17 protein-coding genes and 1 pseudogene are annotated in these 19,104 nt (G+C 72.6%); 9 read left to right on the top strand and 9 right to left on the bottom strand.

Translation table 11 applies throughout. The features are described 5' to 3' along the window. Window positions 1-76: 76 nt before the first annotated feature. Both IE294_RS11190 and IE294_RS11185 read left to right on the top strand, forming a co-directional pair. The gene (locus tag IE294_RS11190) at window positions 77-343 is read left to right on the top strand and encodes a DUF2530 domain-containing protein (RefSeq protein WP_189814472.1); all 267 of its coding nucleotides are present in this window, start codon (window positions 77-79) and stop codon (window positions 341-343) included. 78 nt (window positions 344-421) lie between these two features. Next, complete coding sequence (locus IE294_RS11185; RefSeq protein WP_189884860.1) at window positions 422-2,818, top strand: HAD-IC family P-type ATPase; 2,397 nt, start codon at window positions 422-424, stop codon at window positions 2,816-2,818. A 16-nt stretch (window positions 2,819-2,834) separates the two neighbouring features. Here the strand turns inward: IE294_RS11185 and IE294_RS11180 are convergent, their stop codons facing one another. The 3 genes from IE294_RS11180 to IE294_RS11170 all read right to left on the bottom strand — a co-directional run bounded on the left by IE294_RS11180 (window position 2,835) and on the right by IE294_RS11170 (window position 7,895). Continuing rightward, window positions 2,835-3,665, bottom strand: coding sequence for a hypothetical protein (locus tag IE294_RS11180; RefSeq protein WP_189884859.1), 831 nt, complete (start codon window positions 3,663-3,665; stop codon window positions 2,835-2,837). Between the two features lie 201 nt (window positions 3,666-3,866). Further along, window positions 3,867-4,625, bottom strand: coding sequence for a calcium-binding protein (locus tag IE294_RS11175; protein ID WP_189884856.1), 759 nt, complete (start codon window positions 4,623-4,625; stop codon window positions 3,867-3,869). 141 nt (window positions 4,626-4,766) lie between these two features. Next, window positions 4,767-7,895, bottom strand: a complete 3,129-nt coding sequence (locus tag IE294_RS11170; protein WP_189884854.1) for a sacsin N-terminal ATP-binding-like domain-containing protein — start codon at window positions 7,893-7,895, stop codon at window positions 4,767-4,769. 137 nt (window positions 7,896-8,032) lie between these two features. Between IE294_RS11170 and IE294_RS11165 the strand changes: the two genes are divergently transcribed. Next, window positions 8,033-8,524: a hemerythrin domain-containing protein gene (locus IE294_RS11165; RefSeq protein ID WP_189884852.1), complete on the top strand. Its 492-nt coding sequence runs from the start codon at window positions 8,033-8,035 to the stop codon at window positions 8,522-8,524. Between the two features lie 21 nt (window positions 8,525-8,545). On the opposite strand, the gene IE294_RS11160 is transcribed toward IE294_RS11165, so the two are convergent. Further along, on the bottom strand, window positions 8,546-9,508 hold the full coding sequence (locus IE294_RS11160; protein WP_189884850.1) for a YihY/virulence factor BrkB family protein: 963 nt from the start codon (window positions 9,506-9,508) through the stop codon (window positions 8,546-8,548). A gap of 15 nt (window positions 9,509-9,523) precedes the next feature. Further along, on the bottom strand, window positions 9,524-10,543 hold the full coding sequence (gene ppk2, locus IE294_RS11155) for a polyphosphate kinase 2 (protein WP_189884848.1): 1,020 nt from the start codon (window positions 10,541-10,543) through the stop codon (window positions 9,524-9,526). 142 nt (window positions 10,544-10,685) lie between these two features. On the opposite strand from ppk2, the gene IE294_RS11150 reads away from it, so the two are divergent. Next, on the top strand, window positions 10,686-12,311 hold the full coding sequence (locus IE294_RS11150; RefSeq protein ID WP_189884846.1) for an alkaline phosphatase D family protein: 1,626 nt from the start codon (window positions 10,686-10,688) through the stop codon (window positions 12,309-12,311). Window position 12,312: 1 nt separating this feature from the next. On the opposite strand, the gene IE294_RS11145 is transcribed toward IE294_RS11150, so the two are convergent. Both IE294_RS11145 and IE294_RS11140 read right to left on the bottom strand, forming a co-directional pair. Further along, complete coding sequence (locus tag IE294_RS11145) at window positions 12,313-12,507, bottom strand: DUF397 domain-containing protein (RefSeq protein ID WP_189884844.1); 195 nt, start codon at window positions 12,505-12,507, stop codon at window positions 12,313-12,315. Then, the gene (locus tag IE294_RS11140) at window positions 12,504-13,370 is read right to left on the bottom strand and encodes a helix-turn-helix domain-containing protein (protein WP_189884841.1); all 867 of its coding nucleotides are present in this window, start codon (window positions 13,368-13,370) and stop codon (window positions 12,504-12,506) included. Before IE294_RS11140 ends, IE294_RS11145 begins: the two co-directional genes overlap by 4 nt. A gap of 93 nt (window positions 13,371-13,463) precedes the next feature. On the opposite strand from IE294_RS11140, the pseudogene IE294_RS11135 reads away from it, so the two are divergent. Beyond that, a pseudogene (locus tag IE294_RS11135) lies at window positions 13,464-13,871 on the top strand (ATP-binding protein); the annotation flags it as partial. 8 nt (window positions 13,872-13,879) lie between these two features. Here IE294_RS11135 and IE294_RS11130 read toward each other — a convergent pair. Further along, window positions 13,880-14,806, bottom strand: coding sequence for a DUF3027 domain-containing protein (locus tag IE294_RS11130; protein ID WP_189884839.1), 927 nt, complete (start codon window positions 14,804-14,806; stop codon window positions 13,880-13,882). Window positions 14,807-15,073: 267 nt separating this feature from the next. Here IE294_RS11130 and IE294_RS11125 point away from each other — a divergent pair, with 267 nt between their 5' ends. From IE294_RS11125 to IE294_RS11110, 4 genes are all read left to right on the top strand, one after another. Further along, complete coding sequence (locus IE294_RS11125) at window positions 15,074-16,474, top strand: MFS transporter (protein WP_229917127.1); 1,401 nt, start codon at window positions 15,074-15,076, stop codon at window positions 16,472-16,474. Window positions 16,475-16,568: 94 nt separating this feature from the next. Further along, entirely contained in the window at window positions 16,569-17,063 is a 495-nt protein-coding gene (locus IE294_RS11120) for a DUF2771 family protein (RefSeq protein WP_189884837.1), read from the top strand. Beyond that, window positions 17,036-17,788, top strand: coding sequence for a futalosine hydrolase (locus tag IE294_RS11115; protein ID WP_189884835.1), 753 nt, complete (start codon window positions 17,036-17,038; stop codon window positions 17,786-17,788). The genes IE294_RS11120 and IE294_RS11115 overlap by 28 nt, the downstream gene beginning before the upstream one ends. Continuing rightward, window positions 17,778-18,626 (top strand): 1,4-dihydroxy-6-naphtoate synthase, encoded by an 849-nt coding sequence (locus tag IE294_RS11110; RefSeq protein ID WP_189884833.1) that lies wholly within the window; start codon window positions 17,778-17,780, stop codon window positions 18,624-18,626. The genes IE294_RS11115 and IE294_RS11110 overlap by 11 nt, the downstream gene beginning before the upstream one ends. A gap of 29 nt (window positions 18,627-18,655) precedes the next feature. On the opposite strand, the gene IE294_RS49315 is transcribed toward IE294_RS11110, so the two are convergent. Beyond that, complete coding sequence (locus IE294_RS49315) at window positions 18,656-19,039, bottom strand: cold-shock protein (protein ID WP_189884831.1); 384 nt, start codon at window positions 19,037-19,039, stop codon at window positions 18,656-18,658. Window positions 19,040-19,104 lie beyond the last annotated feature (65 nt).

Here is a 19,104-nt window from a genome sequence, read left to right as displayed (position 1 = left end):
ACGGTTTCAGTATGAACATATGAGTCGCAGATCGCCATCTCCGCGCGTAGACCCTGGCGGCGCTTAAGCTGTGCGCATGGCTAAGTGGACCCCCAAGCACGAGGCGCCGGAGCCCCTGGAGGGGCCCGTGGTCGCCACGATCACCGGCGGCACCCTCGTGTGGTTCGTCCTCTTCCTGGTCCAGCTCCCCTTCTACGGCTGGTTCGAGGACCACGGGCACCTGTGGTGGCTGTGGACGTGCCTGGCCGGGGGCGGGCTGGGACTGATCGGGGTCTGGTACGTGCGCAAGAGGGACGCGGCGATCAAGCGGTCGGCGGCCGTGCGGGCGACGCCGGCCGAATAGCCCGGCCGGCCACCGGGGGCTCCGCCCCCGGGCCCGTTTGGTGGGCGGGCGGGCGATATCGCACGTACCGTCGACTGCATGAGCCATATAGACGCGGGTGCCGAACTCGACCCCGTGCATCCCGTGGCCCTGCCGGGGCGCCCCGCGACCGGGCTGACCGGTGCCGAGGTCGCGGACCGCGTCGGCCGGGGCCTCGTCAACGACATACCGGTGCGCGGCAGCCGGTCGCTCGGGGAGATCGTCCGGGCCAACGTCTTCACCCGGTTCAACGCGATCATCGGCGTCCTGTGGCTGATCACGCTGTTCGTGGCGCCGATCCAGGACAGCCTCTTCGGCTTCGTGATCCTCGCCAACACCGGCATCGGCATCGTCCAGGAGTGGCGGGCCAAACAGACCCTGGACTCGCTCGCGGTGATCGGGGAGGCCCGGCCGACGGTACGGCGGGACGGGGTCGCGACCGAGGTGGCCACCCATGAGATCGTCCTGGACGACCTCATCGAGATCGGTCCGGGTGACAAGATCGTGGTCGACGGGGTGTGCGCGGAGGCGGACGGGCTGGAGATCGACGAATCGCTGCTCACCGGTGAGGCCGACCCCGTCGTCAAACGCCCCGGCGAGCCGGTGCTGTCCGGGAGCTTCGTGGTCGCGGGCGGCGGCGCCTTCACCGCCACCAAGGTCGGCCGCGAGGCCTACGCCGCCCAGCTCGCCGAGGAGGCGTCCCGGTTCACGCTCGTCCACTCCGAGCTGCGCACCGGCATCTCCACGATCCTGAAGTACGTCACCTGGATGATGGTCCCGGCGGCCGTCGGACTCGTCATCACCCAGCTCGTCGTCAAGAACGACGACCTGAAGGACTCCGTCGCCCGCACGATCGGCGGGATCGTGCCGATGGTCCCCGAGGGGCTGGTGCTGCTCACCTCCGTGGCCTTCGCGATCGGCGTCATCCGGCTCGGCCGCAAGCAGTGCCTCGTGCAGGAGCTGCCGGCCATCGAGGGCCTGGCCCGCGTCGACACCGTCTGCCTGGACAAGACCGGCACGCTCACCGAGGGCGGCATGGACGTCACCGAGCTGCGGACGCTGGACGGCGCGGACGAGACGTACCTGCGCAAGGTGCTCGGCGCGCTCGGCGAGTCCGACCCCCGCCCCAACGCCTCCCTCCAGGCCATCATCGACGCCTACCCGGACAGCGACGACTGGCGCTGCGTCGAGTCGCTGCCCTTCTCCTCCGCCCGCAAGTACAGCGGGGCCGCGTTCAGCGAGGGCGACGGCGAGACCAGCACCTGGCTGCTGGGCGCCCCGGACGTGCTCCTCGGCGCCGACGACCCGGCGCTGGCCGAGACCGAGCGCCTGAACGAGCAGGGCCTGCGCGTGCTGCTGCTGGCCCGCGCGCACCGCGACCTGGACGACGCCGAGCCGGCCCGGGGCGCCCGCCCCACCGCCCTGGTCGTCCTGGAACAGCGGCTGCGGCCCGACGCCGCCGACACCCTGCGCTACTTCACCGAGCAGGACGTCCGCGCGAAGGTCATCTCCGGTGACAACGCGGTCTCGGTCGGGGCGGTCGCCGCGAAGCTGGGCCTGGAGGGCACGGCGGTGGACGCGCGGCGGCTGCCCGCCGAGCGGCCGCAGATGGCGAAGGCCCTGGACGCGGGCACCGTCTTCGGGCGGGTGACCCCGCAGCAGAAGCGGGACATGGTGGGCGCGCTCCAGTCGCGCGGGCACACGGTCGCGATGACCGGGGACGGCGTGAACGACGTGCTGGCCCTGAAGGACGCGGACATCGGGGTCGCCATGGGCTCCGGTTCGGAGGCCACGCGGGCGGTGGCCCAGATCGTGCTGCTGGACAACAGCTTCGCGACCCTGCCCTCGGTGGTCGCCGAGGGCCGCCGGGTGATCGGCAACATCACGCGGGTGGCGACGCTGTTCCTGGTGAAGACGGTCTACTCGGTGCTGCTGGCGGTGCTGGTGGTGTGCTGGCAGGTGGAGTACCCGTTCCTGCCCCGGCACCTGACCCTGCTGTCCACGCTCACCATCGGCGTCCCGGCCTTCTTCCTGGCCCTCGCCCCGAACAAGGAGCGGGCGAGACCGCGCTTCGTGCGCCGGGTGATGCGGTACGCGGTCCCCGGCGGGGTGCTGGCCGGGGTCGCGACCTTCGCCACGTACCTGCTGGCGCGGCACCACTACACCGGCCCCGGCGCCCTGGGCGCGGAGACGAGCGCGGCCACCCTGACCCTGTTCCTGATCTCCATGTGGGTCCTGGCGATCATCGCCCGCCCCTACACCTGGTGGCGGGTGGCCCTGGTGGCCGCGATGGCCGTGGCCTTCCTGCTGGTCCTCGCGATCCCGGCGCTCCAGGACTTCTTCGCGCTGAAGCTGGTCGGCATGGAGCTGCCGTGGACGGCGGTCGGCGTGGCCGCGGTGGCGGCGGCCGCCCTGGAGTACCTGTGGAGGTGGGTCGGCCGCCGCTTCCCGGACTGAGTCCGGTGGGGTGCCGCTACTTCACGTCGACGTAGTCGGACGCGGCGTTGACGGCCGGGGTGGTCGAGGTGCCCGCGAAGCTGTAGCGCCAGTAGCCGTCGTAGTTCGCGGTGGTGGTGGTCTTCAGGTTGCCGGACGAGTCCGTGGTCACCGTCTTGACGGTGGTCCAGGTGGACGTGCCCGCCGTGAGGAACTGGAGCTTGACCGGCTGGCTGGTGTAGCCGTGGTACAGGTGGTCGTCCCAGTTCGCCCGGGTCAGCTTGCCCGTCACCGTGAGGGTCTTGCCCTTGGCGACCGGCTCGGGGCCGGCGTTGGCCGTGAGCTTGGAGTAGCGCTGCACCAGGGTGCTGCCGAGGCCGCTCTTGTCCTTGTAGCCGACCTTGCTCAGGTCGGGGTTGTTCTGGTCCTGGCCGTTGAAGGCGACGGCCTCGGCGGCCACGCCCCAGGAACCGGCCCAGGCGCTCTTCAGGTCCCCGTCGGCCGGGTAGATGTCGACGGTGCCCTTGCAGGTGGCCGTCGTCGTCGTGACGGGGGTGCAGGTCGCCGGGTTGTCGCCGTACAGCTCGGCGGTCGAGGTGTCGTACGAGCCCTTGTAGAGGAAGGCGTCGGAGTAGAAGTCCTTCGCCGCGATGTCCACGTCCGAGCCGTGCGTCAGCGTGTACGAGTAGGTGGCACTGACCTCGTTGGTGGTGCCCACCTTGATCGCCTTGGCGATGGTGACGTTCGAGAAGCTGACGTTCAGCGTGTACGGCGTGCCGGAGTCACCGGTGGCGTGTGCGGCCGGGACGGCGAAGGCGGAGAGGGCCAGGGCGCCGGAGACGGCGGCCACGGTGGCACGTATGCGCATGTGCGTTCCCCTGGAGGGAGAAGTGATCGTGGAGTCGGTCGACTCATGCGATCAGATCCGCGAGGCAGGGGGCGGGTTGTACGGCAAGACCTCTTTCCGGCCAGATTTGGGCCGAGGATTACCCGCACATGACACAACTGAGAAGGAACGTTCCGCCCCCGGGAGCGACGGCAGGCACTCCCGGGGCCGGACGCGTGCCGCTTACTGCACGTCGACGAAGTCACCCGTGGCGTTGACCGCCGAGGTGGTCGAGCCGCCCGCGAAGGAGAAGCGGAAGTAGCCGTCGACCGTGGCGGTGGTCGTCGTCTTCAGGTTGCCCTTGGTGTCCGCCTTGATGGTCTTCAGCGTGGTGTAGGTGCTGGAGCTCTTCTTGCGGAACTGGAGCTTCACGGACTGCGAGCCGTAGCCGCCGTACTTCAGCGACTCCCAGTTGGCGCGGGTGAGGGCGCCCGTCACGGTGACGGTCTTGCCCTTCTTCACCGGCTCCGGGGAGGCGTTGGCGGTGAGCCTGGCGGCGCGCTGGAAGGAGAAGGAGCCGGCCTTGTGCTTCCAGACGAAGTCCCCGTCCTTGGCGTCGACCCACGCGTCCACGTACCAGGTGCCGGCGCTCTTGTTGGTGAGGTAGTCCGTCTTCGGGTCGATCTTCACCGAGGCGGTGCAGGTCGAGGTGGTGGCGTTGACCTTGGTGCAGGTGGGCTTGCCCGTGCCCGCGTACCCGTTGTCGGGGCCGTAGAGGGTGAACTCGTCGGCGCCCTTGATGCCGGAGTTGTCCGTGGCGGTGACGCTGACCTTGACGGTCACCGCGCTGGAGATGCCGATCTGCACCTTGTTGTCACCGTCGACCACCACCTTGGTGATCTTCGTGTCGCCGTAGCCGCCGTCGGCCTGGGCGGCCGGGACGGCGAGGGCGGACAGGGCCAGGGCGCCGCCGACGACGGCGACAGAGGCACGCATGCGCATGTGTGGTCCCCACGTTGAGATCTGGGGAGTCGGGTGACTCCACAGATGTGACGCGGGGACGAAGTGAAAGGTTGTACGAGTCGTGAAAATTCTGTGCGGGTGTGTTTCAGCGGGTACCGGCCCCGGCGGAACCGGCCGGGGTCAGTCGAACCACCGGTCCCGCGCCAGCTCTTCCGTCCGCGACGGGTCCTCCAGCAGCGCGGCCACCTCGAACCGCCGGGGCCACTGCCCCGCCGCCCAGGCCAGCCCCGCCGCGACCCCCTCCAGGGTGGCCGCGTGCGGCACGCCGTCGTCGGTGAGCCGCCAGTCGATCTCCACGCCGTCCACGACGAGTTCCTCGTGCTCGACATAGGTGTCCGGCGTACGCGGCCCGAGCAGCACCCGCACCGCGTCCGGTACGTCGTGCTCGGTCCCCTCGGAGTGCACCTCACCGGTGACGGACTCGCTCAGCCGCCGCACCTGGAACAGCTCGGCCAGTTCGGCGGCCCGCGCCGGCCGGACCGGCAGCAGCGGCACACCCGAGGTGAACGGCAGCAGGTCCGGTGAGTCGACCACGACGGCCGACCCGGCGTCCACGACCTCCACGCGCCCGTCGACCACGGCCCGCAGCTCCTCCGGCAGGGTCACCTGCTCAGGATCCAGCTCCGCCAACGCGCTGTACAACCCGTGCAGTTGGGCGGGCGTGACGGGCCGCTCCGGGTCGGCGAGGCGGTCCAGCAGTTCGGCGGCTCCGCCGGGCTCGTCCAGCAGCGCGCCGACCGAGGTGCGCACGCCGAGCGCCCGCAGCACCTGCGCGTCCTCGAACCCGGTGGCGTCGGCCTCGTCGTACAGCCCGCGCAGCAGCCGGTCCCCGCCGGCCGCGAGCAGCCCGGCCGGGCGCCGCCCGTCGAGCACCGGGTGCCCGCGCAGCCACCACGCGGTGTACGGCCGTACGACCTCGTGGGTGCCGTCGGGCAGCAGGACGCGCACGGGCTGGACGAGGGCGTCCCGCAGCGGCGGCCGGGCCAGCAGGGCGAGCGCCTCGGGCCAGTGGTCGTCGTCCACCAGGTCCAGGTCGCGGACGGCGACGAGTTCGGTGGCGACCGGCGGCACCGGGCTGTCCGGGAACCGGTCGAGGATGTCCTCGCACCACACGTCCACGGCGTCCAGCAGACCGGCGTCGTCGGGCTCGGCGTAGTCGCCCTCCCGGGGCTCCAGCTCGTCGGGGTCCAGGACGACGTCCGCGGCCCGGACGAGCGCGAAGCCGGCGAGCACCCCGCACGCGGCGAGCGGCTGCTCACCCCACCTCTCCGCCAGGTCGGCGTCCACGGCGGCCAGTTCACCCTCCCGGATGACCCGGGCGAAGGGGCTGCCGGGGAACACCAGCTCACCGGCGGGCGCGAGTTCCCCGTCCTCGTCGGGCAGCGCGAGGGCGCCCAGCCAGGGCTCGTCCCCCGGTTCGAGTCCCGCGTCCCGCACCAGTGCGAGCACCGTGTCGGCCAGCTCCTCGGCGTCCGGCGCGTCCTCCTCCCAGCCGAGGGCGCCGTCGTCCTCCAGTGAGCCCGCCACGGCGGCCCGCACCTGAGGGGTGGTCAGCACCGCGCGGGGGGTCGCGGGCAGCGCGCCCAGCTTCTCCAGCAGCGGGTGCGCGGCGTCCGCGTGCGCCACCTTCAGCCCGAGCCGCCCGAGCACGTCCGGATCGATCCGGGCGGCGTCCGGCGCGGGCAGCAGCACCTGCCGGGGCCCGATCGTGGTCCTCCCGTCGGCAAGCGGCACCGGCAGCCCCGACAGCCGCTCGGGGTCCACTCCGGCGAGGCTGTCGTACAGCCGCCACCACCACTGCGGCTCCTTCTCCAGCCCGGCGAGCCGGTCGACGGCGTCGGCGAGCGGCAGCCGGGCCACCCCGAGGGTGCGCAGCTCGGCGCGCCGCTCCAGCCCCGCCGGGAGCAGGGTCGGCAGCACCTCGGCGAGCACCCGCACGGTGTCGGCGCCGGCGCCCTCCACGATCTCGGCGTCGCGGGGCCGCAGCGCCTCCGGCAGTTCGTCGTCGCCCTTCACCTCGACGGCCGGGGGCAGGAAGGCGGTCCGCGGCAGCCGCTCCAGCACGGCCTGCCGCAGGGCCCCGTCCAGCACGCCCTTGCCGAGCGGCCCCGGCACGAGGTCGATGATCCCGGCCAGCACCGGCCGCCAGGAGGCGAGCAGTCCGGCGTAGGCGTCGGCGGCGCGCTCCACCAGGAAGTCGGTGAGCGGGCCGGGAGCCGCGTGCCGGCGGGTGGTGTCCAGCGGGAAGGAGGCGATGAGCAGGGCGGGCACGCCGAGGGGCTCGTCGCTCGGCGTCGGCGCGTGCACGACGGGGCTCGTACGGGGCCGGACCGGGGCACCGTAGGCGTCGACGGGCACGGCCCAGGTCACCGACCAGTGCGGTCGCAGCCGTTCCTCGACCGGCCGGTCGGCGAGGAGCTCGGGCGTGAGCGCCCCGTTCGCCGAGGCCGTACGCCAGTTGGTGATGCCGTCCCGGGAGTCCTCCACGATGGTGAAGGGGCCGTCGGTACGCCGGCTGAGCGTGCGGGGAGCCCCGCCGTCGACCTCCACGACGACCTCCGCCAGCCCCGGCAGGGCGAGGAGCAGGGCGTCGTCGACGCCGTCGAGCAGCCGCTCGGCGAGATCGGCTGCGGCGGCGTCCCGCAGCGGCAGGATGACGGCGGTGTCGTACGGCTCGGGAGCGGTGCCCTCGGCGGCGAAGGGCAGCCGGAGCAGGGGCACGTGCCCGTCCCGCCGCCGCACCTCGTCCCCGAGCCCGGGGCTGTGCCGGGCGGTGTCGGCGGCCAGTTCCCTGGCCTCGGCGAGGGACCAGCGCACACCCCCGTGCCGCCCCACGATCGCCGGTTCGTCGGTGACGGCGAGCACGGCGGCGAACCCGACCCCGAACCGGCCGACGGCACCGGGCGTGGCCTCGGCGTCCCGCTTCGCGGAGGCCCGCAGCGTGGACAGCGACTCGACACCGGCCGCGTCCAGCGGGGCCCCGGTGTTCGCGGCCACGAGCACGCCGTCGCGGAGGGTGAGCCGCAACCGCCCCGGCACGTGCGCCCGCGCGGCGGCGTCGGCGGCGTTCTGGGCCAGCTCGACGACGAGCCGGTCCCGGTATCCCCCGAGGACCAGGTCCTCCTCGGCGTTGGCGTCCTCCCGGAACCGGGCGGGGCTGGTCGCCCAGGCGTCGAGGACACCGCGACGCAGACGGGCGGTGCCGAAGGGGTCGGCGCCCTCGGCCGCAGGCCGGACGAACTTGCTCACGTTGACTCTCCTCTACGACGTGAGGACGAAGGTACAGCGCGGAGCCGGGAGGCCATCAACGCGGACGGCGGGGGTAGGCGGTGGGGACCCATCCGTTGGCACGGTAGTGCCGTACGTACGAAAGTGGTGCCCGTTCCATGGCCGAAACCCGGGATGTCGTCGAGCTGATCCTCCAGGACCACCGGCGTATGGAGGACCTGTTCCGCCTCATGCGCAGCGTGGAGGCCGACCGTGCGTCCGCGCTGGAGGAGTTCGCGGACCTGCTGATCGCGCACGCGCTGGCCGAGGAGGCCGAGGTCTACCCCGCCCTGAAGCGGTACAAGGACATCGACGACGAAGAGGTCGAGCACGGCGAGCACGAGCACGACGAGGGCAACGAGGCCCTGCTGGAACTCCTGGAGGTCGAGGAGGTCGGCTCCGAGGAGTGGGACGAGAAGCTGGAGGCGCTGGTGGAGGCCGTCACCCACCACGCCGACGAGGAGGAGCGCACCATCCTCAACGGCGCGCGCGAGAACGTGGCGGCGGAGCGGCGCGAGGAGCTGGGCGCGGCGTTCCGGGAGGAGCGTGAGCGGCAGCTGAAGTCCGGGTGCGGCTCGGTCGACAACGTGCGCCGCCTCGTGAAGTCCTGATCCGCGCACCGGGGCCGGGGCTCAGGGGCCCGGCCCCGGGTCCGGCCGGACGGCACGGCCCAGACCGGCGCGGGCCGCTTCCAGCTGCGCGGCGAACGCGATGCCCAGGAACAGGGCGATCCCGGTCAGGTTGGCCCACAGCAGCAGGGCCACGAAGGCGGTGAGCGGCCCGTACACGGCGCCGAAGGAGCCGCTGCGGGAGACGTAGAGCGTCAGCAGCCAGGTCGCGGTGACCCACAGCACCAGGTGGACGCCGGAACCGAACGCCAGCCAGGTGTACCCGGGCTGGTCCCGGCGCGGCGACCAGCGGAAGATGACGGCGGAGGCGATCCAGGCGAGGGCCGTTCCCACGGGCACCTCCAGGGCGCCCCACCACCCCGGGGGCCGGGAGGTGCCCAGCGCCTCGGCCGTCGCGGCGGTCACGGCCCGGCCGGCGACCAGGACCAGGAAGCCCAGGACCATGGGCACGCCGGCGGCGAAGGCGAGCAGCACGGCCCTGCCGTACTTCCGCGGGAAGGGCCGGTCCCGTTCGACGCCGTAGATCCGGTTGGCGCCCCGCTCCACCTGGCCCATCGCCGAGGCCAGGTTGAGGACGGAGAAGGCCAGCCCCAGGCACAGCGCGACGGTGCTCCACGCGTCGGAGCCGGCGGTGCGGCGGGTGCCGCGCAGCGCCTCGCGGACCACGTCGGCGCTGGCGCCCGGCACGATCCTGCCCAGGGTCAGCTCGACGATCCGCCCCGGGCTCTCCGTGTGCGCGGCCGTGGCGAGGCCGACGAGCGCGATGGTGAACGGCACCAGGCCCAGCACGATCTGGAAGCCGAGGGCGCGGGCGTTGGTGAAGCCGTCGGCGTAGCGGAACCGGGAGAAGGCGTCGAGCAGCAGGCGCGCGCCCCCGTAGCGGCGCAGCGCGGTGAAGGCCTCATCACCGGAGAGCTCGTCCCCGATCATGTCCCGGGTCTGCGGGACGTGCACCACCGTTCCCATGGTCCGGGTTCCTCCTCACCTGTGGCCGCGGCCGGCCGGCACCGCGGGGTCGGGGTGGTTCCCGGGTCCGCCGCCCGGTCCGGCCAGCGGGGTCGGCGACAGGGCCGTGGGTTCCTCACCCGGTTCGAGCAGGGTGTCCGCGGCGCCGACGACCAGCGGGTCGGGGGTGCCGACCGCCTCGCGGTCCTTGGCCGGGTAGTCGAAACGGTCCAGGAGGCTGCGCATCGCCTCCAGCCGGCCCCGCCGCTTGTCGTTGTTCTTCACGACCGTCCAGGGCGCGTGCGCGGTGTCGGTCGCCCGGAACATGTCGACCTTGGCCGCGGTGTACTCGTCCCAGCGGTCGAGGGAGGCCAGGTCGGTCGGGGAGAGCTTCCAGCGGCGCACCGGGTCGACCTGCCGGATCGCGAACCGGGTCCGCTGCTCGGCGCGGGACACCGAGAACCAGAACTTCACCAGCAGGATGCCGTCGTCGGTGAGCAGCCGCTCGAACAGCGGGGCCTGCCGCAGGAACTGCCGGTGCTCGGCTTCCGCGCAGAACCCCATGACCCGCTCGACCCCGGCCCGGTTGTACCAGGACCGGTCGAAGAAGACCATCTCCCCGCGGGCCGGCAGGTGCGTCACGTACCGCTGGAAGTACCACTGCCCCGCCTCCCGCTCGGTCGGCTTGTCCAGCGCCACCACGCGGGCCCCCCGGGGGTTCAGCCGCTCGGTGAACCGCTTGATGGTGCCGCCCTTGCCGGCCGCGTCCCGCCCCTCGCACACCACGACGATCCGCTGGCCCGTGTCCTTCACCCAGCGCTGGAGCTTGAGGAGTTCGATCTGGAGGATCCGCTTGGTCCGCTCGTACTCGCGCCGGCCGATCAGGTGGTCGTAGGGGTGGTTCTCCCGCCAGGTCTCGACCGGCCGGCCGCCGGCGTCCAGCAGCACCGGCCGCTCCGGCTGCCGGTCGTCCACCTCGAACCCCCGCAGCAGGTCGTCCTCGCCCGTCGTGCCCCGGGCCTCCCGTGCCTCCGTCGCCCGCCCGTGCTCGGTCACGACACCACCTCTCCGCCTCACCCCTCACCGGAGCCGCCCCGCCCCGGTCTCCTCACACGTGCCCGCCCGGACGGGTCCCAGACGCCTGTACCGTCGCTGGGGTCGTTCCTTCCCGTGCCGTACGAGACAGAGAGGCGATCACATGGCCGGACTGCGCCTGGGACCGCTGCTGAGGTACACCGACGGCTCCCGCGCGACCGTGTGGGTCGAGACGAGCGGGCCCTGCACGGTCGAGGTGCGCTGTTCCGACGGCGCGGGCGGCACGGCCGCCACCTTCCAGGTGGCCGGGCACCACTACGCCCTCGTCACGGTGACCGGGCTCCAAGCGGGCACCGCCCCCTCCTACGAGGTGTTCCTCGACGACACCCCGGTGTGGCCGCTGCCCGACTCCCGCTTCCCGCCCTCCGTCATCCGCACGCCCGGCACCGGCGACGCCGTCCGCGTCACCTTCGGGTCGTGCCGCTGGGCCGCGCCCCCGGCGGACGGCAAGGACCCGGTCGGCCCCGACGCCCTCGACACCCTGGCCGTCCGCCTGGCTGCCGACCCCGACGCCGAGCGCCCCGACGTCCTGCTGCTCCTGGGCGACCAGATATACGCGGACGAGACCTCCGAGGAGACCCGGCGCTGGCTGACCGGCCGCCGGAACCTCGACGAACCGCCCGGCGGCCAGGTCGCCGACTACGAGGAGTACTGCCACCTCTACTACGAATCCTGGCTCGACCCGGAGGTCCGCTGGCTGCTGTCCACCGTGCCCAGCTTCATGATCTTCGACGACCACGACATCGTGGACGACTGGAACACCTCCGCCTCCTGGCTCGCCGACATGCGGGCCACCGGCTGGTGGCAGGAACGGCTGCTGAGCGGCCTGATGTCGTACTGGGTCCACCAGCACCTGGGCAACCTGTCCCCCGCCGAACTGGACGACGACCCCACCTGGGCCGCCGTCCGCGCCACCCCGGACGGTACGAAGGCACTGCGCGCCCTGGCCGAACAGGCCGACGCCGACTCCTCCACGGTCCGCTTCAGCTACCGGCGCGACTTCGGCCGGGTCCGGGTGGTGATGGTCGACTCCCGGGCCGCGCGGGTCCTGGAGGAGGGCCGCCGCTCCATGCTCGACCCGGGCGAGGCCGACTGGCTGCGCGAACAGGTCCTTGGCGACGAGGGGGCCTACGACCACCTCCTGATCGGCACCTCCCTGCCCTGGCTGCTGCCGCACCTGGTGCACGACACCGAGGGCTGGGACGCGGCCCTGTGCGCCGGGGAACGCGGCGCCCGCTGGGCCCGCTTCGGCGAGTGGCTGCGGCGCGGGGCCGACCTTGAGCACTGGGCGGCCTTCCCCCGCTCCTTCGCCGACCTCGCCGCCCTCATCGCCGACGTCGCGGCGGCGCCGGGCGCCCCGGCGAGCGTGTGCGTGCTCTCCGGGGACGTGCACCACGGTTACGTCGCCGAGGCCACCTGGCGGTCCGGCGACCTCGGCGTCCCCGTCGTCCAGCTCACCTGCTCACCCGTGCACAACTCCGTGCCGGCGGCCATGCGGGTCGGCTTCCGCGTCGGCTGGAGCGCGCCGGCCCGCGTCCTGGGCCGCCTCCTCGCCCGGCACGGCCGCACGCCCCGGCCGCCGGTGCGGTGGCGCAAGCGGGGAGGGCCGTGGTTCGGCAACCAGCTCATGACGCTGACGCTGAGCGGCCGTTCGGCCCGCCTGCGCCTGGAACGCACCGGCAAGGAGGCGAGACTCGACACGGTCCACGAGACGAGCCTCACCGGCTAGTTCACCGCCGGGCGGCGTACGAGACGAACTCCGTCCAGGTGGCGGGGGCGACGGTGAGGAGGGGGCCGTTGTCCTGCTTGGAGTCGCGGATGTGGATGGTGGCGGGGGTGGGGGCGGCGTCCCAGTCCAGGGCGACTTCGACGCAGGAGTCGGCTTCGCTGCTGCTGCTGTAGCTGCTCTTGAACCAGCGGATCATGTTGCCCCCAGCAGATGCTCGATGAAGGTCGTCGACTCACGGGGAGTGAGCGCCTGCGCCCGGATGATGCCGTAGCGCAGCTCAAGGATACGGAGATGCTTGGGGTCCTCGACCCGGCGGCCGTTGGCCACTGCGGGGGAGCGGCCCACTGCCGAACCGTCCGCGAACTTCAGCACCTCGATCCCGCCTGCCACTCCCGCGTGCTCCTCACGGTCCATCGGCATTACCTGGATCTCGACATTCCTCAACTGGCCTACCTCAAGGAGGTGTTCGAGCTGCTGACGCAATACCTTCCTACCCCCGAGGGGGCGTCGTAGCGACCACTCGTCCTGGACGAAGCTGATCTCCGGCGCGGGATCCCGCTCGAACAGCACCTTCCGAGCGATATGGCCCCCGACGCCGCGTTCCACCACGTCGTCGGTGTAGGCAGGCCGACGCATCTGCAACAACGCCCGGGCGTACTCCGGCGTCTGGAGCAGCCCGTGGATGTTCAGCGGATCGTAGAGCTGAAGCTCGACCGCCTTCGACTCCAGCTCCGCCAGAGCCCGAACCTTCTTCGGGTACCGGACCTTCTCCACGTCCTCCTTCATCGCCGCGAGCAACCCACCCGCGTCGAGAACCTTGTCCGCCTTGTCGAGGTACTCCGGCCTCGGAATCCGCTTGCCCGACTCGACCTTGTAGACCATGTCCTCGCTGTAGCCCACGGCCCTGGCGAAGTCGGCGGCGCGCAGGGCCACCGCTTCCCGGCGCAGCCTCAGTTGGCGGCCGACGGTCGCGATGACGGCGACGCCCCACTCGTCGTCCGGCTCGACCTCCCAGCCCGGCTCCTCTTCCTCACTCACACCGCACCCCCTTCCCGACATGCCCGGACACCACCGGACACGCGCTGGACAGTGACCCTACGCAACCGCGTCGTCACTGTTCAGAGGTAGCAGGCACGGCCCACTCTGAGTGATGTGAACCAGGAAATCTCCACCCACATCTCCACCCCCATCCCGAACTTCACCGCGCGGCTCTCCCCCACGCCCCGCGGGGCCCGTCTCGCCCGGCTGCTCGCCAGGGAGCAACTGCGGTCCTGGGGGCTGCCGTTGGACCCGGCGCAGCTGATCGTGGCCGAGCTCGCCGCCAACGCGGCCGGTCACGGCAGGGTGGCCGGCCGGGACTTCCGGCTGACGCTGTACGCCGTCGGGGACACGCTCCGGATCGAGGTGACCGACACGCGCGGTGACCTGCTGCCCGAACTCGGGCGTCCGGAAGCGGACTCAGTCGGCGGGCGGGGGCTGCTCCTCGTGGAGGCGCTGGCGGAGCGCTGGGGTACGGCGCACGGGCCCGCGCCGCGCAAGACGGTGTGGGCCGAGGTGCGCGTGAAGGCTCAGGAGTGGCCGAGTTCCGCCGTCTCGTCGTCGCCGGTCTCCGGGACCGAGCCGGAGTCGCGGGCCGGGCGGAGCGGGAACGGGTCGACCCGGGTCTCGTCGACGACCGGCGAGGCCGGCTGCGGGGGCTTCGGCATGACCGCGGCCTCCGAGTGGCCGCCGCAGCCGTAGGCGAGGGAGACCACGCGGCCGTCCGCCGGGGAGAACTCGTTGGCGCAGACGCCGAAGGCCTGGCCGAGGGAGCCGCCGATGGGCGAGAGGAAGCCGCAGCTCATGCAGGTGGCGGGGGCCGCCTGGGCCATGGCCGTCTTGGGGCCGAATGCCTCTTCCCAGCGGTCGGCGGCGCTGTGCAGGCCGTAGCGGGACAGGACGCGGGCGCGGCGCATGCCGAGTTCCTCGGCGACGGACGCGATGGTGCCGCGGGAGGGCACCGTCGGCTGGGCGGCGGGGGCGCCCGGCGTGACGTCGGCGTCCTCCGCCTCCGCCAGTTCCTGCATCTCCTCGGAGACCACCGAGTTCGGCGGCGGCTCCTCCTCGCCCGTGTAGCCGGGCTCCAGGCGCAGGTCGTCCTGGTCGGTGGGGAGCAGGTCGCCGGGGCCGAGGTCGCCGGGGCGCAGGCGTTCGCTCCACGGGACCCACTCGGGGGCGAGGAGGGCGTCGGGGCCGGGGAGGAGGACGACCTCGTCGAGCGTGACGACCTTGGCGCGGGAGGCGCGGGCCACCGTCACCGCCCAGCGCCAGCCGCGGTAGCCCAGTTCCTTGCACTCGAAGAAGTGCGTGACCACACGGTCGCCCTCCGACACCAGGCCGGCGTGCTCGCCGACCACGCCGGGCGCGGCGGCCTCCTCGGCGGCGGTGCGGGCGAGGTCGACGGCCTCGGCGCACAGGCGGTCGGGGGTGCGGCTTCGCGTGGTCGCTGCGCTCACAGGTATCGCTTCTCTCCTACGCCGTCTCGTCGAGTGCGGCTGCCTCCGGCGGTTTCGCCGACGGAGCGGACCTGGGGACCGCATCGACGTCTGCATCCGCGCGCCTGGGCGCACCTCTGCCATCCATTCTGCGTTATGGCTGAGATAGGCACGCTACACCGGACGAGATTCGTGCATATTCCCACCCGCCCTTCTGCCTGCGCCGACCGGGGTCGTGTGCCGCCACACCCGAACGATCCGCACTATCGGGCCGTATCTCGGGGCACTATGAACGTCGTGGCAGCCGCGGACAGGGCGAATGGTCGGGGCGGCGGTTCGGGCCGGGTGGGTGGTGCCGTCCGCTCGGTCGGCCGTGCCCTGCACTTCCCCGTGACCGGTACGGCCCGGGGCATCCGCAGGGTCACGCACGCGCACGGCGCGGGCGAGTCGGGTCTGGGCAAGCTGATCGAACTGCACGCGGTGAACGGCGCGGGGGACGTCATGGTCACCGTGGCGCTCGCGTCCACGGTGTTCTTCTCGGTGCCGACCGACGAGGCGCGCGGCCGGGTCGCCCTCTACCTCGCGATCACCATGGCGCCCTTCACGGTCCTCGCGCCCGTCATCGGCCCCCTCCTGGACCGGCTGCCGCACGGGCGGCGGGCCGCGATGGCCGCGGCGATGCTGGCGCGGGCGCTGCTCTCGCTGATCATCTCGGGGGCGGTGGCGAGCGGCAGCCTGGAGCTGTACCCGGCCGCGCTGGGCGTGCTGGTGGCCTCGAAGGCGTACGGGGTGGTCCGCAGCGCTGTCGTGCCACGGCTGCTGCCGCCGCGGTTCTCGCTCGTGAAGGCCAACTCCCGGGTGACCCTCGCCGGGCTGCTGGCCACCGGTGCCGCCGCGCCGGTCGCGGCGGGGCTGCACGCCCTCGGCGATCCGTGGCCGCTCTACGGCGCGTTCGTGATCTTCGTCGCCGGTACGTTCCTGTCGTTCTCCCTGCCGCCCAAGGTGGACTCGGCCAAGGGGGAGGACGTGGCGCTGCTCGCGGCCGACGAGCAGCATCTGCACGGGCCGCACCGGGGGCAGGCCAAACGGCCGGGGCTGCGGACGGTCGGGCCGGCCGTCACGCACGCGCTCGGGGCCAACGCCGCCCTGCGCTGCCTGTCCGGCTTCCTGATCTTCTTCCTCGCCTTCCTGCTGCGCGAGCACCCGCTGACCGGGGAGAGCGCGGCGGTGTCGCTGGGGATAGTGGGCGTCGCGGCCGGGGCGGGCAACGCCCTCGGCACGGCCGTGGGGGCCTGGCTCCGCTCCCGGGCGCCGGAGGTCATCATCGTGACCGTGGTCGCGGTGGTGCTCGGTACGGCGGTCGTCGCCGCCCTCTTCTTCGGCGCGTTCCTGGTGGCCTGCCTGGCCGCGGTCGCCGGGTTCGCGCAGGCGCTGGCCAAGCTGGCGCTGGACGCGCTGATCCAGCGGGACGTGCCCGAGCTGGTGCGCACCTCGGCGTTCGCCCGCTCCGAGACGCTGCTCCAGATGGCGTGGGTGTTCGGCGGCGCGGTCGGCATCGTGATGCCGCTCAACGGCACGGTCGGGCTGCTGGTCGGCGCCGCGTTCGTGGCCGTCGGCTGGCTGAGCACGCTCAGGGGGCTGCTCGCCTCGGCCCGGCACGGCGGCCGGGCCTCGACCCGGGTGGCGTGAGGGGCGTGGGGGCGCGGGCACGCGTGGCGTAACGAACCGGGCACGCCGTACCCCACGTGGGCGGACGGCTCGGGGCGCCCGATAGCCTTCGGCCATGACCACGCTGCCCCGCGGCGAAGCCGCTGATGTACACCGCGTTGCGCGACGCCGCCGCGTCGTCGCCGCCGGCGCCGTTTCCGCCGGACTGCTCGTCCTGTCGGCCTGCGAGAAGCCGACGCCCGTCGCGACGATCACCGTCGGCGGGCACTCGGTCAACTCCGAGGCCGTCTGCTACAACGACGGCAAGGCGCTGGACGAGACGTCGCTGAAGGAGTGCGTCAAGAACGCCGACGACATCAAGTCGATCAAGGTCGGCCAGGACGAGACCGTCCGGATCGGCGTCGACCCGAAGATCGCCGACGCGGGCTGGATCGTGCTGGTCAACGGCCGCCAGTTCAGCGACTCCAGCAAGGAGACGTACCGCACGATCCCGAGCAGCGCGTTCTTCAACGTCCAGTACGGCACCCAGGGCAACACCAACACCCTGTCGATCCGGATGGGCGAGAACACGAACAAGGGCATGTGGTCCTTCAAGCTGAAGAAGGCCTGATCACGACGTCCCTTCCGGTCCCGGTCCTGGTCGCCACCGCGGTCCCCGTCGAGCGGGACGCGGTGGCCCGCGCGTTGCCCGCGACGGCCGGGGAGGTACGGCTGCCGGGCGCGTCCCTGGTCCGTACGGCCGCGGGCTGGGACCTGCTCGCCGCCGGCGTCGGCCCGGCGCTCGCCGCCGCCACGACCGCCGGCGCCCTCACCGCCGCCGCGCTGGCGGGCCGCCCCTACGGTCTGGTCGTCTCGGCCGGGATCGGCGGCGGCTTCCCGCCCGGGGCGCCCCTCGGCTCGCTCGTCGTCGCGGACGCGATCACCGTCGCCGACCTGGGCGCCGAGACCGCCGACGGCTTCCTTCCGGTCACCGAACTCGGGTTCGGGACCGTCACCCACCGCCCGCCGGAATCACTCGTACGAGTCGTGTCCGAGGCCACCGGTGCCCGAACCGGCACGATCCTGACCGTCTCCACGGTGACCGGCACGGCCGCCCGCGCCGCCGCCCTGCGCGCCCGGCACCCCGGCGCGCTCGCCGAGGGCATGGAGGGGTTCGGGGTGGCGGAGGCCGCCGCCTCGCACGGTGTGCCCGTGCTGGAGATCCGCGCGGTCTCCAACCCGGTGGGGCCCCGCGACCGCGCCGCCTGGCGCGTCGGGGACGCCCTCACCGCCCTCACCGAGGGCTTCGGGAAGCTCGCGCCCGCATTGGAGAGTTGGAACGCACATGACCGCTGAACCGCTGGAGATCGCGTACTCCCCCTGCCCGAACGACACCTTCGTCTTCGACGCCCTCGCCCACGGCCGCGTCCCCGGCGCCCCCGCGCTGGACGTGACCTTCGCCGACATCGACATCACCAACGGCATGGCCGAGCGCGGCGAGTTCGACGTGCTGAAGGTGTCGTACGCCGTCCTGCCGTACGTCCTCGACGAGTACGCGCTGCTGCCGTGCGGCGGTGCGCTGGGCCGGGGCTGCGGACCGCTGGTGCTCACCCGGGAGGCGGAGGCCGACCTGAAGGGGCGTACGGTCGCGGTGCCCAGTGAGAAGTCGACCGCGTACCTGCTGTTCCGGCTGTGGGCCGCGGACACGCTGCCCGGTGGGGTGGGCGAGGTCGTGGTCATGCCGTTCCACGAGATCATGCCGGCCGTGCGGGACGGCAAGGTGGACGCGGGCCTGGTCATCCACGAGGCCCGCTTCACCTACCAGAACTACGGGCTGCACAAGCTCGCCGACATGGGCGAGCACTGGGAGCGCACCACCGGGCTGCCCATCCCGCTGGGCGCGATCATCGCCAAGCGGTCGCTGGGCGCCGAGCGGCTCGGCCGGCTCGCCGACGCCGTCCGGGCCTCCGTACGGGCCGCCTGGGACGACCCGGAGGTCTCCCGGCCGTACGTCATGGAGCACGCGCAGGAGATGGACCCGGCCGTCGCCGACCAGCACATCGGGCTGTACGTCAACGAGTTCACGGCCGACCTCGGCGAGGACGGCTACGCGGCGATCCGGGGACTGCTCACGCGCGCGGCGGCCGAAGGGCTGGTGCCGCCCCTCGGCCCCGACGCGCTCGCTTTCCCGTGATGATGCCGGCCGGGCCCTGCGGATACGGCTCAGACGTCCAGCTGGTCGGCGACCGCGCGGAGCAGGCCGGCGATCTTCTTGCCGGAGGTCTTGTCCGGGTAACGGCCCTTCTCCAGCATCGGCGTGATGTTCTCAAGAAGGGTCGTCAAATCCTGCACGATCGACGCCAGCTCGTCCGGCTTCTTGCGCTGGGCGGCGGCGACGGACGGCGTCGGGTCGAGCACGATCACCGAGAGCGCCTGGTCACCGCGCTGACCGGCGACGACACCGAACTCCACGCGCTGTCCCGGCTTGAGCGCATCGACTCCGGCGGGGAGAACCGAGGAATGGACGAAGACGTCACCGCCGTCGTCGCGGGAGAGAAAGCCGAAGCCCTTCTCGCTGTTGAACCACTTGACCTTGCCGGTAGGCACGTCTGTCCTCGTCCTCGTACTCGTCGGGAAAACTACTTCGGAAACGGCTCTTGATAGCACTAGAG

It is taken from the genome of Streptomyces canarius (assembly GCF_014650735.1).
Lineage (GTDB): Bacteria > Actinomycetota > Actinomycetes > Streptomycetales > Streptomycetaceae > Streptomyces > Streptomyces olivaceoviridis.
This window is presented reverse-complemented; position numbering and strand designations above follow the sequence as displayed.